Here is a 14,624-nt window from a genome sequence, read left to right as displayed (position 1 = left end):
GCAAAGGGATGAGAGTGAAAAATATCATTTTGTTAGGAATTGTTCTACTGACAATTCTATCAACAGCTAATTCGGCTGAATACAAAAAGCAATATCAATTTGAAGAAAGTTTTAAATGGCTTATTCAGGTTGGTGGAAGTAAAGGGGGAGACGGCACTGAGCCTTTACCATTGTTTAATCGAGGTGATGGACAATATTATACGGGAATTCCTCTAACTGTGGTTGGTCCGTGGCAAGGAGTAAGTGCTGATTTGCCACAGGCTTGGGAAGATGATATTGAAGCTGGTGGTTTGTTTAGTGCTTCATTGGGAGCTGAAATACCGTTGTTTTCCCGCATAGTATTGATGACAACATTGGGTTATCAGTATGATTCTATAAACGGCGATTTAACTGATGGATCTGGCGGTAAGGGCAGTATGAAAATCGCCCGTAATACACTCGATCTCATTCCATTCTATAATCTAGGGCGACACAGAGTTGGACTTGGTTTGTCTTATCATATTAATCCTAAAGCCATACATAAAGAGTATGGATCTAGTTTTGATTTAAAAACTACTTACCATTTTGATAATGGCATTGGAGCGACACTACAATATGATTATTTAATTAATAAAAATATCTCATTGGGAGTCAAGTTAACTAAAATGTCCTACGACTTTGATAAGCTTTCTACTCGTTATACTATTGGAGCTACCGATAATATTAATACTATTTCTTGTGTTAGTAATTGCAAAGAGCTATTAGAAGCGGATAGTGTAGGAGTCAATTTGAGCTATCACTTTTAGTGTTTATTATGCTCTAATTTGAAATGCTCTAGCTTGAAGGTTCGGTTTGATGGAACAATGTAACTTAACCGTCAAATAGAGTAAGAGAGAGCGCTGTTTGAACTTATAATCAAGTTAAGCGTTTTTATTTTCACTTGATTATAAGTGCTTCACTTACCAAGGAGCTGTTGTTTTATTTATTCAAAAACACATGATTAACATGCGCTAATTAATATTTCATTAATCTATGGGAGCGCCCAATCAATTGGTTTTCTGCCTGAGTTTATCAATATTTCATTGGCTTGATTAAAATGATCACATCCTAAGAAGCCGCGGTGTGCAGATAAGGGGGATGGGTGTGGTGCTTCTAAAACGTGGTGTTTTTGAGTATTAATTAAACGGATCTTTTTTCGTGCTGGGCTGCCCCAAAGTAAAAAGACGATTGATTGCGGAGCATTATTGAGGTACTGAATTATTTCATCTGTCAGTATTTCCCATCCTTTATTTTGGTGTGACTGAGGTTTAGCTTGTTCTACTGTAAGCACTGTATTAAGTAATAGAACACCTTGATCTGCCCAATGTGAAAGATCGCCGTGTATTGGAGTTGAAATATTCAAACTTTGGCTAATTTCTTTAAAAATATTTTTTAGACTAGGAGGTATTCTCACACCTTTGGCAACAGAAAAGCTTAAACCATTGGCTTGTCCTTCTCCATGATAAGGATCTTGTCCAAGTATTACGACGTTAGTTTTATTTAAAGGTGTTCTCTTTAAAGCGGCTAGCACTAAATCGGCCGGAGGATATATATTTTTACCTGCTTGGCGTTCTTGTCCAACCCACTGAGATAGTTTCTGGTAATAGTCTTTTTGTTTTTCTGTTTCAATCAGTTGAGCCCAACTTAGTTCTTTTGTGGTTGATTCTACTGTCATGAATTTTTCCTATTTAATGTCTTAGACTGCGCTGTCTGATGTATTCTCTAATACGATTAATTTGCGCATTAATTCTTGCTCTGGCGTAAGGATCTTCTGTATGAATATTAAGCGCTTGTTCAAATTGAATTCGTGCGCCCCCAAGGTCACCCATAGCCAGGAGATAGTTTCCTTCTGTTTCATAAACTTCAGATTTATGGCCTGAACCTTCTTGAGCTTCAGATAATAGTTTCAATAAATAGGGGGCATATTCAGTCATATGAATATTTTCCAGAAGCAACTCTCGGGCTTTGATAAAGTCACTATCAATTAGATAAAGTTCAGCTAAGGTTTCAACCAATGCTAGATTACCAGGTGTTTGTACTAGCATATCCTTAATAATGCTGATAGATTTTTTTGGGGTATTTCGTTCAATATCTAATTGTGCAATAGCAATGGCATATGCGGGTTCTTTGATATCTGAAAAGCGTAAACCATTGAGAATTTTCTCAGCGATTTCGTATTGCTTGGCTCTAATCATAAAAATGGCATACCCATAGAGTTCTGCATTGCTCTTAAATTCACCATTTTTATAATTGGTATTAGCTCGTTGAATAGTGACTGGATTGATTTTGGCTGTAATAGCCCTTACTTTTTCTTTGATTAAATGATATTTGAGAGGATCGGATACCCTTCTTGGTGGATATTCTTGTGCTCGAAGCCTAGCATCGGTAATTCTAGAGCGAGAAAGTGGGTGAGTACGTAAAAACTCAAAAGCATTAGAATAATATCCTGCATTTTCCTGCATTTTTTCAAAAAATGTAATGGCGCCTTTAGCGTCGAAACCTGCATCATGCAATGTTGAAATTCCGATTCTGTCAGCTTCAGCTTCGTTAGAGCGTGTATGATTGATAAGGGCTTGTTGAGCAAGGCCTTGAGCACCCATGAGCGCGCCAACCCCAGCATCGCTATTTTTGCTTTTGGCGGCAATTAATATTGCCGCAGCGAATGCCGCTAATGATGGGATATATAGCTCTTTTTGGCGTTCAAGTCGTCTAGCAAGGTGACGTTGTGTGACATGCGCAATTTCATGGCCAATAACGGATGCGAGCTCACTTTCTGTGTCTGATTTAGTGATAAGTCCTGTATGTAGGCCAATATAGCCTCCAGGCATTGCAAAAGCGTTAATTGAATCATCTCTTAGTACGAAAAAAGAGAATTGACGATCTCGTGCTGCAAGATTATGTTCTACGAGTTTAAAGCCAAGATGCTGAATATAATCGTTAATTTCTGCATCGTTAATGACCGGAGCCAGTGCACGAATTTGCCGCATATAGTCATCACCAACGGCTTGCTCTTCAACAAGGCTGAACACTTGAGAAGAGCTACTACCAATATCTGGTAATTCTGCTGCTGAGATAAGCGTTGAAGTTGTCATAAAAATTGACATAGTGGCGATATATAGCTTATTCAATGATTCTCTCATAAAACTTGAATTAAATTGGTTGCTTATAGGAAACCAATCGGTATGATTAGTTCCCTAAACAAGGGTTCAGTAATAGTCTATCACTTATGCCAAACTCAGAAAACATACTACCGATTGAAAAAAATAAGTTATCGCCAGATCATGAAGTCGATGCAACTGGATTGAGCTGTCCACTACCACTATTAAAAATGAAGCAAGTTTTGAATGTCGCAAAGGTGGGGGAAGTCATCTTAGTTAAGGCAACCGATCCTGGCTCACAAAGGGATTTTAAGGCTTATATACAAATGACAAAGCACCAAATGATAGCTGAAGTTATTAATAAAGAGTTTGTTTATATTATTACTAAACATTAACCAATTTAAGGCGTGAAATGACTAAATTATTTGTTCGCTGGTTTAGAAGAAATTTTTCTAATCCACAGGCTGTTATTTTAACGGTGCTTTTATTATTTATATTTCTTGGGGTTTGGCTAATTGGCCCTATTATCATGCCTGTCTTAGTGGCTATTGTTTTTGCTTATTTACTAGAATGGGCTGTTTCAGCATTGCAAAGGAAAAGGATACCAAGGTTACCTTCAGTTATTTTTGTCTTTTTGTGTTTCTGTACCATCAGTTTAACCATTATTATCGGCATCATTCCTTTAGCTGGAAAACAGTTAGAAACGTTATTTGGCGATTTACCTGCTATGGCTGCACAAATTAAAACAATGCTACTAGCTTTACCAGATAAATATCCTGAGTTTATTACTAAAGAACGTTTAGAAAATATACTCCAACAACTTGGAGGAAACTTTAATAATATTGGTGATGTGTTAGTTTCATTCTCATTGGCTTCATTTAAAAATATTGTATCGATCTTAATCTATATGATTTTAGTTCCATTATTAGTTTTCTTTTTTCTTAAAGACAAAGATAAAATATTAGATTGGTTTTTACGCTGGTTACCAAGTGAGAGGGAATTATCGACCAGAGTTTGGGTTGAAGTGGATGGACAAATTGGCGCTTATGCCCGTGGTAAAGTAGTAGAGATTTTTATTGTTGGTATCGTAAGTTATATCAGTTTTATTGTGTTTGGGTTAAATTATGCCTTATTACTCGGTGTGCTTGTTGGCTTTTCAGTATTGATACCTTATGTAGGGGCTACGCTGGTTACTATACCAGTTGCATTGGTTGGATTGATTCAGTGGGGACCCAATGAAACTTTTTTATATTTGATGCTAACTTATCTAGTTATACAAGCATTAGATGGTAATGTATTAGTTCCGCTACTTTTTTCTGAAGCAAACAACCTTCATCCTGTTGCTATTATTGCTGCGGTATTATTTTTTGGTGGTATTTGGGGGTTTTGGGGGGTCTTCTTTGCTATACCTCTCGCCACACTGGTTGTGGCTGTTATAGATGCCCTTGATTATGCTAAATCACAGCCACCTATCGAGACTGATTGATCCTGTTTTAACTTAAAAGGATTTTAGTTACGTGATATTGTATTACGTGGTATTGTTTCGGCCCAAGACTTCATTATTTAAAGCTTTGAATGATGAAGTCTTGTTTGTTGCAAGCCTTATTTTCTTGCACTTTTTAGAGGTTATCTGATGCAAAATCAGCAAGACGAGAACGCTCGCCTCTATGTAGTTTTATGTGCCCGCTGTATGACCAATTTTTAAAATGATCAACGACATAAGTTAAACCTGAGCTTGACTCTGTTAAGTAAGGTGTATCAATTTGACCTACATTACCTAGGCACACTACTTTTGTGCCTGGACCAGCCCTGGTAATTAACGTTTTCATTTGTTTAGGAGTCAGGTTTTGTGCTTCATCAATGATGACAAACTTATTAATAAAAGTCCTGCCCCGCATGAAGTTGAGAGAGCGAAGCTTGAGCCATTTTTGTAAAATATCGTGTGTTGCTTGCCTTCCCCAGTCATCATTTGATTGAGAGGGAGATAATACTTCTAAATTATCAGTAAATGCGCCCATCCAAGGGTTCATTTTTTCTTCTTCTGTACCAGGCAAAAAACCAATATCTTCGCCTACAGGCACTGTTACTCTAGTCACGATTATTTCATTGTAGCGTTTAGTTTCAACGGTTTGTTCTAGTGCCGCAGCAAGTGCTAAAAGTGTTTTTCCTGTGCCTGCAGGGCCTTGCAGAGTGACGAAGTCTATTTCTGGATCCATCAATAAGTTTAGTGAAAAGCTTTGCTCAATATTTCTGGCTGTAATTCCCCAGACATCATTAGTTGAAGAGGTATAATCAGTGCAAAGTTCTATCGTGGCCGAATCAGCATCAATTTTACGAACAATAGCGGTAAAACCAGAGCCATCATCTAATTGAATAAATTGGTTAATGATCCAGTTTTTTACCAATGGGCCAGATAACTCATAAAAAGTACGTCCTTCTTCTTGCCATGACTTCATTTCTTTATCATGAGATGACCAAAAGTCATCAGGTAATATGCTTTGCCCTGTATATAAGCTTTCTATATCATCGAGCACCTGATCATTAAAATAATCTTCAGCATGTACACCAAGTATTTTGGCTTTTATTCTTAAGTTGATATCTTTTGATACTAATGTCACTAATTTATCTTTGTTATCTTCTTGCAAAGCTAATGCAATATTAACGATTGTGTTATCTACTTTACTTGTAGCGAGCCCATTAGGTAGCCTATCGAGTGTTATTTCAGAAGTTTGAAAAAAAAGTAACCCTTCTGTTCTTTCTTCTATTGGCGCATAGGGAGAATTACCTAATGGTAGTCCTTGCTGTATTTTTTCTTCGTCAGCGGATTGCATCAGTTCATCAAAATAGCGACTTACCTGACGCACATTTCGAGCCACTTCAGATAAACCTTTTTTACCGTTATCAAGCTCTTCCAGTACAACCATGGGGATGTACACGTTATGTTCTGCAAAGCGAAAAATGGAAGTTGGATCGTGCATTAACACGTTTGTATCTAAAACAAATAAACGAGAACCAGAAAACTTTAATCTTGGCATGTATTCTTCCTTATACCGTTAGCACGGAAAGTCATCATATGTGAGGATACGGTGTTTTTTTATACAATTGCTTGATGGCAATTGTTAAAGTTGTTTAACCGCTTCAAGCACTTCATCAACGTGTCCTTTTACTCTCACTTTACGCCATTCGTTGACAAGTTTACCTTTTTCATCAAATAAAAAAGTACTTCTTTCGATTCCCATGTACTCTTTACCGTAAAGCTTTTTTAGTTTAATGACATCAAATGCCTTACATAAAGCTTCGTCTGGATCTGACAAAAGATCAAATGGAAATTCCTGTTTTTCTTTAAATTTTTCATGAGATTTAATGCTATCTCTGGAAACTCCAAAAATCACGCAATTTAACTTTTCAAATTTTTTATAAAGATCTCGAAAGTTTTGACCTTCAGTAGTACAACCCGGAGTACTATCTTTGGGATAAAAGTAAACGATAACTTTAGTTTTTTTTATTTTGTTCAAATTAATATTTTGATCGCCAGTGGCTTCTAAATTGATTGAAGGAAGTTTATCGCCGATTTTCATAAAAATTTTCCTTATGATTTGAGTTTGGTAGTGTTTATCTATGTCTACTTTGCGAAGGGGTAAATAATGAGCAATATATAACCAGCTATAGTTCCAATGGTCTGATTTCACCATCTAAATTGGTTTCATCGCAGAACGTCTGAAACTTTTCTCTTATTTTTGAAACCGACGTGCCTTTAGGTATGCTCACTGTGATTCTTAATTTAACAATCATAGCGCCAGTGTGCTGGGCGGGGTAGGTATTACAACTCATTTCTTGGATATTAATAGACTGCTGGTTAAAAAAGTCAGTGATTTCTTTTGAAATACCTTGATTATCTAAAGCAACAATTTTTACTCGATAGGGGATAGCTGTTTGAGGTGAGGCTAATTCTGTTCTTTGCATCATTGTGGTCATTTGCATTTCAGAAGCTTTGCTAGGCAGAACATGTTCTAATTTTGCAATAGCATTCCATTCCCCAGCAGCCATTAAAATAACACTGAATGTATTTCCCATTGAACGCATTTTGCTTTCAATTATATTACAACCACAATAAGTTACCAACGAAGTAATCTCATTGGCTATGCCCTGACGGTTTGGCGCTATTGCCGAAATAACTAGGTAATTTTGCATAAAACTCCGAACTCAATTAACCATATAAACGGTCATCTTTTGCTTGAGTATAATTGCTTTAGAACTTTTTGTGAATAAAATCATAAAAAGAGTTCGCACCTCAAACAGGTTAAAATTTAGTAAGCTTATATTGTATTTAATTTAAACAATTTCACCAATTTTGAGAATTTTTATAGCATTAGTGCCACCGAGTATTCCCATGTGATCGCCCTTAGTTAATGCGATTAAGTCTCCATCTTTGACTAAGCCTCGTTTTGTTAATTCTTCGGCTGCTAGTCGGTTAACGTTTTCACGGGCTAAAACTGTTGGGTCAAAGCTAATTGCTTCAACACCGCGATAAAGCGCCATTCTTCGTTTTGTTGATTCTAGTCTGGTAAGGGCAAAAATAGGAATGCCACTACGAATACGCGACATGAGTAACGGCGTTGCCCCCGACTCTGTTAAACAAGCAATTGCTTTTATATCAGGTAAATGATTAGCAACATACATGGTTGCCATAGCTATTGCTTCATCAACATTGTCCCATTGCAATTCAACTCGATGTCCAGAAATTTGTGTTGATTTTTGTTTTTCTGCGCCAATGCAAACACGTGACATCGCTTCAACTACACGAATAGGGTGTTGACCCATAGCCGTTTCACCTGAGAGCATAACTGCGTCTGTTCCATCAAGCACAGCATTGGCTACGTCAAATACTTCTGCTCGTGTTGGAATTGCATTGGTTATCATTGATTCCATCATTTGTGTTGCTGTGATTACGGCCCTATCTAATGTTCTTGCTCTTTGAATGATTTTCTTTTGCACCCCAATGAGTTCCGCATCTCCAATTTCAACACCTAAATCCCCTCTAGCTACCATAACCGCAGCTGAAGCTTTGATTATATCGTCAAGTGTTTCATCATTAGCAACGGTTTCAGCCCGTTCTATCTTGGCAACTATACCCGCATTTGAACCGGCTGCACGGGTCAACTTTTCAGCAAACCGGATGTCTTCAGATGTGCGAGGGAAAGATACGGCAAGATAATCAACACCTATTTTAGCGGCGATTTTGATGTCTTCCATGTCTTTGTTGGTGAGGGCGGCAGCTGAAAGACCACCTCCTTTAAGGTTTATGCCCTTATTGTTCGATAGCTCACCGCCAATAATGACTTTAGTAAAAACTTTACTACCTGATATTTTTATGATTTCAAATTCCAAGCGACCATCATCGAGAAGGAGTGTATCGCCAACTTTACAATCTTGTGGTAGTTCTTTGTAGTCAATACCAACTTGTTCATGATCTCCTGCTGAGGGTTCAAGGTTTGCATCTAATGTAAAAGAATCGCCTTGTTTTACAGTAACTTTTCCTTCCTTAAATTTTGCAATTCTTATTTTGGGGCCTTGTAAGTCACCTAAAATAGCAATATTTACCCCAAGCTCGTTAGCTACTTTGCGTACCATTTCTGCACGCTCGATATGTTCACTCGCATGCCCATGCGAGAAGTTCATACGCACAACATTAGCGCCAGCGTTGAATAGTTTACGTAAAGCGGCTTCATTGTTAGTTGAAGGACCAAGTGTGGTGACTATCTTTGTTCGACGTATCAATTGTGACTCCAAAAGCGGGTGAATTAGTACAAATATTTAGCAGGTGGTGAGTATACACCTAAACTTTACAGCTTATAACCTGAGTATATTATGTGTTGTATATGAAAGTGTGTTGGTTGTTTTTGTAATTTTAAAGATTTTACCCTTGAAAAAGGTTCGATGAAACCCAATTGATAGGCCAATTATCAAATTAATAATTTTTTGTATTGAGAATTAAGGATTAGTCAAATGTCTGAAACGATTAAAAAAGAAACTCATAGCTTTCAAACTGAAGTAAAGCAGTTGCTTAATTTAATGATCCACTCGTTATATAGCAATAAAGAGATATTTCTACGTGAGTTAATTTCAAATGCGGCTGATGCAGCCGATAAGCTAAGGTTTGAGGCTCTCAGTCATGATAATTATTTTGGCAACGACAGTGAATTAAAAATCAGAATAACCTCAGATAAAGAGGCTGGTACTCTAACCATTTCTGATAATGGCATCGGTATGACACATGAAGATGTGATGAGTAATCTAGGGACTATTGCTAAGTCAGGAACGGCTGAGTTTTTGCAAAATATGAGTAAAGAGCAAAAAGCTGATAGCAATTTAATTGGTCAGTTTGGTGTTGGTTTTTATTCTGCGTTTATTGTTGCTGATGAAGTTGAGGTTAGAACGCGACATGCTGGCGCCGAAGCCGATGATGCTGTTAGTTGGATTTCAAAAGGAGAGGGGGAGTTTAGCACTGAGCAAATTTCTAAAGAAGGTCGTGGTACCGATATTATCTTACACCTTAAAGATGAGGAAAAAGAGTTTCTTGAGCCGTGGAGATTACGTTCAATTATTGGTAAATATTCAGATCATATCTCTCTTCCTGTTGAAATGGAAAAGGTCGACATGGGCGTTAACTCTGATGAGGAAGAAAAAGAAGCTGATGAGGTTGTGGTGCCTGAATTTGAGGTAGTAAATAAAGCGACTGCATTATGGACCAGAGCTAAGTCAGACGTTAAAGATGACGAGTATAAAGAGTTTTATAAGCATATATCACATGATTTTAATGAGCCGTTAACTTGGGCTCATAATAAGGTTGAAGGTAAACAAGAGTACACCAGTTTATTGTATTTGCCCAAAAAAGCACCATTTGACTTAGGGAATAGGGATAAGCCCAGAGGTGTCAAACTGTATGTTCAACGCGTATTTATAATGGATGATGCTGAACAGTTTCTTCCTATTTACTTACGTATGGTAAGAGGGGTGCTTGATTCTAATGATTTGCCATTAAATGTATCCCGAGAAATACTGCAAGATAGTGTTGCGACTCAATCATTAAGAAATGCCTGTGTTAAACGCGCATTAGGTATGATTGAAAAGGTGGCTAAAAACCAAAAAGAAAAGTACCAAGAGTTTTGGAATGAGTTTGGCTCTGTGTTAAAAGAAGGTTTAGCGGAAGATCATGCAAACCGTGAAAAAATTGCAGGGTTAATGCGGTTTGCTTCTACTAATCAAGATAGCGAAAAACAGTCTGTTTCATTGCAAGATTATATCGATAGAATGAAACCTGAGCAGGATAAAATTTATTATTTAGTTGCGGATAATTATGCGACAGCTAAAAGTAGCCCCCACTTAGAAGTGTACAAAAAGAAAGGGGTTGAAGTCTTGTTAATGACCGATAGAATCGATGAGTGGGCTATGGGTTATCTGACTGAGTTTAATAGCAAAAAAATGCAAGCGATAACTCAAGGTGATTTGGATTTAGGTGGACTTGAAACTGAAGATGATAAAAAGGCAGTAGAAAAAGCGACAGAAGAAAATTCAGGTTTGATTGAAAAAATTAAAAACTTTTTAGGAGAAAAGGTTTCTGATGTTAAAGTTTCTGGTCGTTTGAGTGAGTCGCCAGCATGTGTTGTATCAAGTGATGGAGGTATGAGTTTGCAGATGACTCGTATGATGAAAGCTGCTGGCCAATTTGTACCTGACTCTAAACCTATTTTTGAAATTAATCCTGAACATAAGTTGATTACTCAGTTAGATAGTGAGTTATCAAAAGAAGATTTTGAAGATTGGGTGGCGGTTCTTTTTGATCAAGCTGTATTAGCTGATAGTGGACAGTTAGAAGATCCGGCGGCATTTACGCAAAGGTTAAACCGTTTGTTAACTAAATAAAAAACAACAAAAAAGGAGCTGAGGCTCCTTTTTTGTTGTATAAGTCTAATAATTGTTGAAATTATAAAATTAAATTAATGAAACAAGAAGAATTTGAAAAGCTGCTTATCACATCATTTGATGACTCAAAACTTTCTCACCAAGAGAAATCTAATTTGAGAGGTATTCTTAATGAAGAAAATTTGTCACTTGATAGTTTAAATTTTATAAGAAATAAAGCATTTCAAATAGTTTATGAAAGCTATCATGCTAATAAAAGTATTGAGTATGATGCGTTAAAGTGGTTGGAAGGGATTATAAGAACCTTAGATTCAGCCAAGAGTAAAGTGATAAACACACGTAATGATTCATATTTTAGTCCTGGCCAAGATTGTGTTCAGAAAATTATTCGTTTGATTGAGAGAGCAAATAATGAAATTGATATATGTGTATTTACTATTTCAGACAACGAAATATCTAAAGCCTTAATGGCTGCTTATAAAAATAAGAAAAAAATTCGTATAATTACTGATAATGATAAAACTCAAGATTTAGGCAGTGATATAGAGTGTTTGGCTAGAGAAGGTCTAGAAGTGAAAATTGATCAAAGTCCTAATCATATGCATCATAAATTTGCTATTTTTGACCAAAAGATTTTAGTTAATGGTAGCTTTAATTGGACTCGAAGTGCTTCAAGGTATAATCAAGAAAATATTGTTGTTAGTAATGACATCCGTTTAATAGAAAGTTTTCAAGAGAACTTTTTATCTTTATGGAAATCCTGCGTAAAATACTAAAAACTTACTTTATCGATTTTATAGTCTAAAGTATAATAATTTTTATTTACAGACGATTATGAAATGAACTTATTACCACATATTGAAGTAAATCCGCAAGCACAAGCCAATGCATCTGTTATATGGTTGCATGGTTTAGGGGCCGATGGAAATGATTTTAAGCCGATTGTTCCACAATTAAATTTACCTGAAAATTCTGCGGTAAGATTTATTTTTCCTCATGCTCCAACAATTCCTGTTACGATTAATGGCGGAATGTCAATGCCTGCATGGTACGATATTTTAGCTATGGATATTGATCGAAAAGTTGATGATAAACAACTAAGAAGTTCTGCTAGAGAAATTACTCAATTTATAGAAAATGAAATCAACCGTGGAATTCCCAGTGAGCGAATAATCATTGCTGGTTTTTCTCAAGGTGGAGCTGTGGCTTTTGAGACTCTTTTAACCTGCTCTAAACCTCTTGCTGGTTTGCTGGCTATGTCAACTTATTTTGCTACTAAAGATTCTATACAATATCATATAGCTAATCAACAAACGCCTATTTTTATTCACCATGGTGACTTTGATCCTGTTGTTCCCGTCGCTTTAGGTAAAGCGAGTAATAAGTTACTTAAGTCATTAAATTATAATGTGAGTTTAAAAACTTATTCGATGGAGCATGCCGTGTGCCCGCAGCAAATAGCAGATATAGGAGAATGGTTAAGAAAGGTTTTATCCCTTTGATTAGATAGTTTTCTTAATTATTTTGTGAGAGTTGCTAATGGTAATAAAAACGTAAATGTTGTGCCTTGACCCAATGTTGATGTAACTGATATATCTGAGTTATGGAGGAGAAGTAATTCGCGAGTTATCGGCAAACCTAATCCAGAGCCTTCATTTTCTCTTGAAGCACTACCATCTATTTGTTCGAATGGCTCAAAAATTTTGGCCAATTTATTTTCTGGAATACCTAACCCTTGATCGCTGACAGAAACTCGAATGTTATTGTTTTCTTGTAATGCTTTAATTGTAATTATTCCATTTTGACTAAATTTAATCGAATTTCCAATCAAGTTAAGCAGAATTTGGTGAAGTCGTTTTTTATCTGCGTAAACAAGAGGTAAGTTTTCTTTTATTAAAACTTCTATCTTTAATTCTTTTAGAGCGGCTAACTGATTAAGTAGTGATTTTGCTTGTTTGATAATTGGGATAATATCAACGGGAGTTAAATTTACGTTTAACTTTCTTGACTGCAATTGAGAAAAATCTGTAATATCTTGAACAAGGTTTAAAAGCCTTTTTCCACATTGCTCTATGATTTCTATTTTTTCTGCGTCTTCCCCATTTAACTCTTCTGATGTTTCAAGTAGAAGTTGAGTCATACCAATAATTCCATTTAGGGGGGTTCTTAATTCGTGTGAGGTGTTGGTCATAACTTGATCTTTTACTATGTCTAATAATTTTAACTTTGCACTGATTGACTGTTGATCCCTTAATTGTTTTTGTTGCGTTTTTCTATAAAAAAAGAAGAATGTGCTAATTGAAAGAAGTAAAATAAATATAACGATTATTAATGATATAAATTGTTGTTGATTCAAATTGAGTTCTTGGATCATGTTTTTTGAGCTAAGCAGATCTATCTGATTATTTTTGTTTTCTAAATCAAATACTGCTTTCATAACTTCTATTTGTGTCTGGACTTGTTGTTTTCTCACTTCAATATCTAACTCGATAATTAATTGATATAACGCTAATGCTTTACTATTAAATCCTAATTGCTCTAAAGCCGACGCTTTTGCTTGATAGGCTGTTATTTGATCAACTTTAGTACTTAGTTTTGTTGCCAAATCAAGTGCTTGGTTTGCTATTTTTAAAGCTTCTTCTGGTTTTTTTAATTGTAAAAGAGCTTTTGATTTCCAACACAGTGTATTGATCTCTCGAAATAGTTGCCCACTAACTCGTGATAAACTCAGTGCAATATCAAATAATTTGATTGCTTTGTTTGGAGTATTTTGCTTTAGGTAGATTAAGCCTAGTCCGCTATTTGAAAGTTCTTGTCCTATTTGATCATTTTCGTTTTCATATTCCTTTGAAGCTTTTAAATAATAGATGATGGCATCATCTAACTTATTTTGTTGGGCAAAGGTATTGGCAAAACCAAGATAGTACTTTGCTTTGTATTGTTGGACCAAATCTGTTTTTTCAGCTTGTTTATAGAAGTTCATTGCAATCGAATATCGACCAGCTTCAAAGTGAGTGTTTGCGATATTGACTAATACTTTGCTTAACAGGTAATTAAGTTTATTTTCTCTATAATAATTGATAGCATCCTTGTAATTAATTAAGGCGTGTTCATAGATGCCAATAGCTTGAAGAACGTTACCTTGCAATGTTTGTGAACGGGCTAGTTCGTTACCTAATTTATTACTTTTGGCTAGTGCCTGACTCTTTTTGGCTAACTCCATGGCTTTGGGATAGTTTCCCAAAAAGTAGTATGCATAAGAAGATTCATTTAATATTCTTGATTCTGCTGTAACATTTGGATGATTTTTTAAGAAGTTTAAACCTTCATCTGCAAGTTTTAATGCAATTTTAGGGGCGTTTTTAGCATATTTTTTTACCTGGAGAGCATACCATTCGGCATTAATTGTTTGTTCTTTATACGCTTTTTCAGTTTTTTGGGAAGCTGCTACTGTTGGAATAAAAACTACCAAGGTAAGGAGGTTAATTAAGAGTAAACGGATGATATGCACAATATTTACTTTCTATCAATTCAGTAGCTTAGCTATACTAGCATAGTATTTATCGGTTAGTTATTTTTATTATT

The 14,624-nt window shown here is 35.9% G+C and carries 13 protein-coding genes; 6 read left to right on the top strand and 7 right to left on the bottom strand.

The features are described 5' to 3' along the window. Positions 1 to 14 precede the first annotated feature (14 nt). Positions 15 to 785: a hypothetical protein gene (locus tag ACT5E3_RS14035; RefSeq protein ID WP_444994171.1), complete on the top strand. Its 771-nt coding sequence runs from the start codon at positions 15 to 17 to the stop codon at positions 783 to 785. Between the two features lie 224 nt (positions 786 to 1,009). Here ACT5E3_RS14035 and ung read toward each other — a convergent pair whose 3' ends face one another. Then, positions 1,010 to 1,693 carry a uracil-DNA glycosylase gene (gene ung / locus ACT5E3_RS14030; protein WP_444994170.1) on the bottom strand — a complete coding sequence of 228 codons (684 nt, stop codon included), beginning with the start codon at positions 1,691 to 1,693 and terminating at the stop codon, positions 1,010 to 1,012. Positions 1,694 to 1,706: 13 nt separating this feature from the next. Beyond that, the gene (locus tag ACT5E3_RS14025; RefSeq protein WP_444994169.1) at positions 1,707 to 3,146 is read right to left on the bottom strand and encodes a M48 family metalloprotease; all 1,440 of its coding nucleotides are present in this window, start codon (positions 3,144 to 3,146) and stop codon (positions 1,707 to 1,709) included. A gap of 98 nt (positions 3,147 to 3,244) precedes the next feature. On the opposite strand from ACT5E3_RS14025, the gene ACT5E3_RS14020 reads away from it, so the two are divergent. Then, positions 3,245 to 3,511, top strand: coding sequence for a sulfurtransferase TusA family protein (locus tag ACT5E3_RS14020; protein WP_444994168.1), 267 nt, complete (start codon positions 3,245 to 3,247; stop codon positions 3,509 to 3,511). A gap of 17 nt (positions 3,512 to 3,528) precedes the next feature. Then, complete coding sequence (locus tag ACT5E3_RS14015; protein WP_444994167.1) at positions 3,529 to 4,602, top strand: AI-2E family transporter; 1,074 nt, start codon at positions 3,529 to 3,531, stop codon at positions 4,600 to 4,602. Positions 4,603 to 4,735: 133 nt separating this feature from the next. On the opposite strand, the gene ACT5E3_RS14010 is transcribed toward ACT5E3_RS14015, so the two are convergent. The 4 genes from ACT5E3_RS14010 to pyk form a co-directional block, all read right to left on the bottom strand. After that, the gene (locus tag ACT5E3_RS14010) at positions 4,736 to 6,151 is read right to left on the bottom strand and encodes a PhoH family protein (protein ID WP_444994166.1); all 1,416 of its coding nucleotides are present in this window, start codon (positions 6,149 to 6,151) and stop codon (positions 4,736 to 4,738) included. An 84-nt stretch (positions 6,152 to 6,235) separates the two neighbouring features. After that, a complete protein-coding gene (locus tag ACT5E3_RS14005) occupies positions 6,236 to 6,694 on the bottom strand; it encodes a peroxiredoxin (protein WP_444994165.1) in 459 nt (152 codons plus the stop codon). 85 nt (positions 6,695 to 6,779) lie between these two features. Continuing rightward, positions 6,780 to 7,307, bottom strand: a complete 528-nt coding sequence (locus ACT5E3_RS14000; RefSeq protein WP_444994164.1) for a glycine cleavage system protein R — start codon at positions 7,305 to 7,307, stop codon at positions 6,780 to 6,782. Between the two features lie 141 nt (positions 7,308 to 7,448). Then, the gene (pyk, locus tag ACT5E3_RS13995) at positions 7,449 to 8,894 is read right to left on the bottom strand and encodes a pyruvate kinase (protein WP_444994163.1); all 1,446 of its coding nucleotides are present in this window, start codon (positions 8,892 to 8,894) and stop codon (positions 7,449 to 7,451) included. A 228-nt stretch (positions 8,895 to 9,122) separates the two neighbouring features. On the opposite strand from pyk, the gene htpG reads away from it, so the two are divergent. From htpG to ACT5E3_RS13980, 3 genes are all read left to right on the top strand, one after another. Next, positions 9,123 to 11,039 carry a molecular chaperone HtpG gene (htpG, locus tag ACT5E3_RS13990; protein WP_444994162.1) on the top strand — a complete coding sequence of 639 codons (1,917 nt, stop codon included), beginning with the start codon at positions 9,123 to 9,125 and terminating at the stop codon, positions 11,037 to 11,039. A gap of 77 nt (positions 11,040 to 11,116) precedes the next feature. Next, the gene (locus ACT5E3_RS13985) at positions 11,117 to 11,815 is read left to right on the top strand and encodes a phospholipase D-like domain-containing protein (RefSeq protein WP_444994161.1); all 699 of its coding nucleotides are present in this window, start codon (positions 11,117 to 11,119) and stop codon (positions 11,813 to 11,815) included. 63 nt (positions 11,816 to 11,878) lie between these two features. Then, positions 11,879 to 12,541, top strand: coding sequence for an alpha/beta hydrolase (locus ACT5E3_RS13980; RefSeq protein WP_444994160.1), 663 nt, complete (start codon positions 11,879 to 11,881; stop codon positions 12,539 to 12,541). Positions 12,542 to 12,558: 17 nt separating this feature from the next. On the opposite strand, the gene ACT5E3_RS13975 is transcribed toward ACT5E3_RS13980, so the two are convergent. Continuing rightward, on the bottom strand, positions 12,559 to 14,550 hold the full coding sequence (locus tag ACT5E3_RS13975; protein WP_444994159.1) for an ATP-binding protein: 1,992 nt from the start codon (positions 14,548 to 14,550) through the stop codon (positions 12,559 to 12,561). Positions 14,551 to 14,624: the final 74 nt, after the last annotated feature.

This window comes from Aliikangiella litoralis (assembly GCF_052495765.1).
This window is presented reverse-complemented; position numbering and strand designations above follow the sequence as displayed.

Bases quoted from the DNA above. Each gene is read 5' to 3' on its own strand.
- ung (WP_444994170.1), bottom strand. From the start codon at position 1,693: ATGACAGTAGAATCAACCACAAAAGAACTAAGTTGGGCTCAACTGATT.
- ACT5E3_RS14020 (WP_444994168.1), top strand. From the start codon at position 3,245: ATGCCAAACTCAGAAAACATACTACCGATTGAAAAAAATAAGTTATCG.
- ACT5E3_RS14015 (WP_444994167.1), top strand. From the start codon at position 3,529: ATGACTAAATTATTTGTTCGCTGGTTTAGAAGAAATTTTTCTAATCCA.
- ACT5E3_RS14010 (WP_444994166.1), bottom strand. From the start codon at position 6,151: ATGCCAAGATTAAAGTTTTCTGGTTCTCGTTTATTTGTTTTAGATACA.
- ACT5E3_RS14005 (WP_444994165.1), bottom strand. From the start codon at position 6,694: ATGAAAATCGGCGATAAACTTCCTTCAATCAATTTAGAAGCCACTGGC.
- ACT5E3_RS14000 (WP_444994164.1), bottom strand. From the start codon at position 7,307: ATGCAAAATTACCTAGTTATTTCGGCAATAGCGCCAAACCGTCAGGGC.
- htpG (WP_444994162.1), top strand. From the start codon at position 9,123: ATGTCTGAAACGATTAAAAAAGAAACTCATAGCTTTCAAACTGAAGTA.
- ACT5E3_RS13985 (WP_444994161.1), top strand. From the start codon at position 11,117: ATGAAACAAGAAGAATTTGAAAAGCTGCTTATCACATCATTTGATGAC.
- ACT5E3_RS13980 (WP_444994160.1), top strand. From the start codon at position 11,879: ATGAACTTATTACCACATATTGAAGTAAATCCGCAAGCACAAGCCAAT.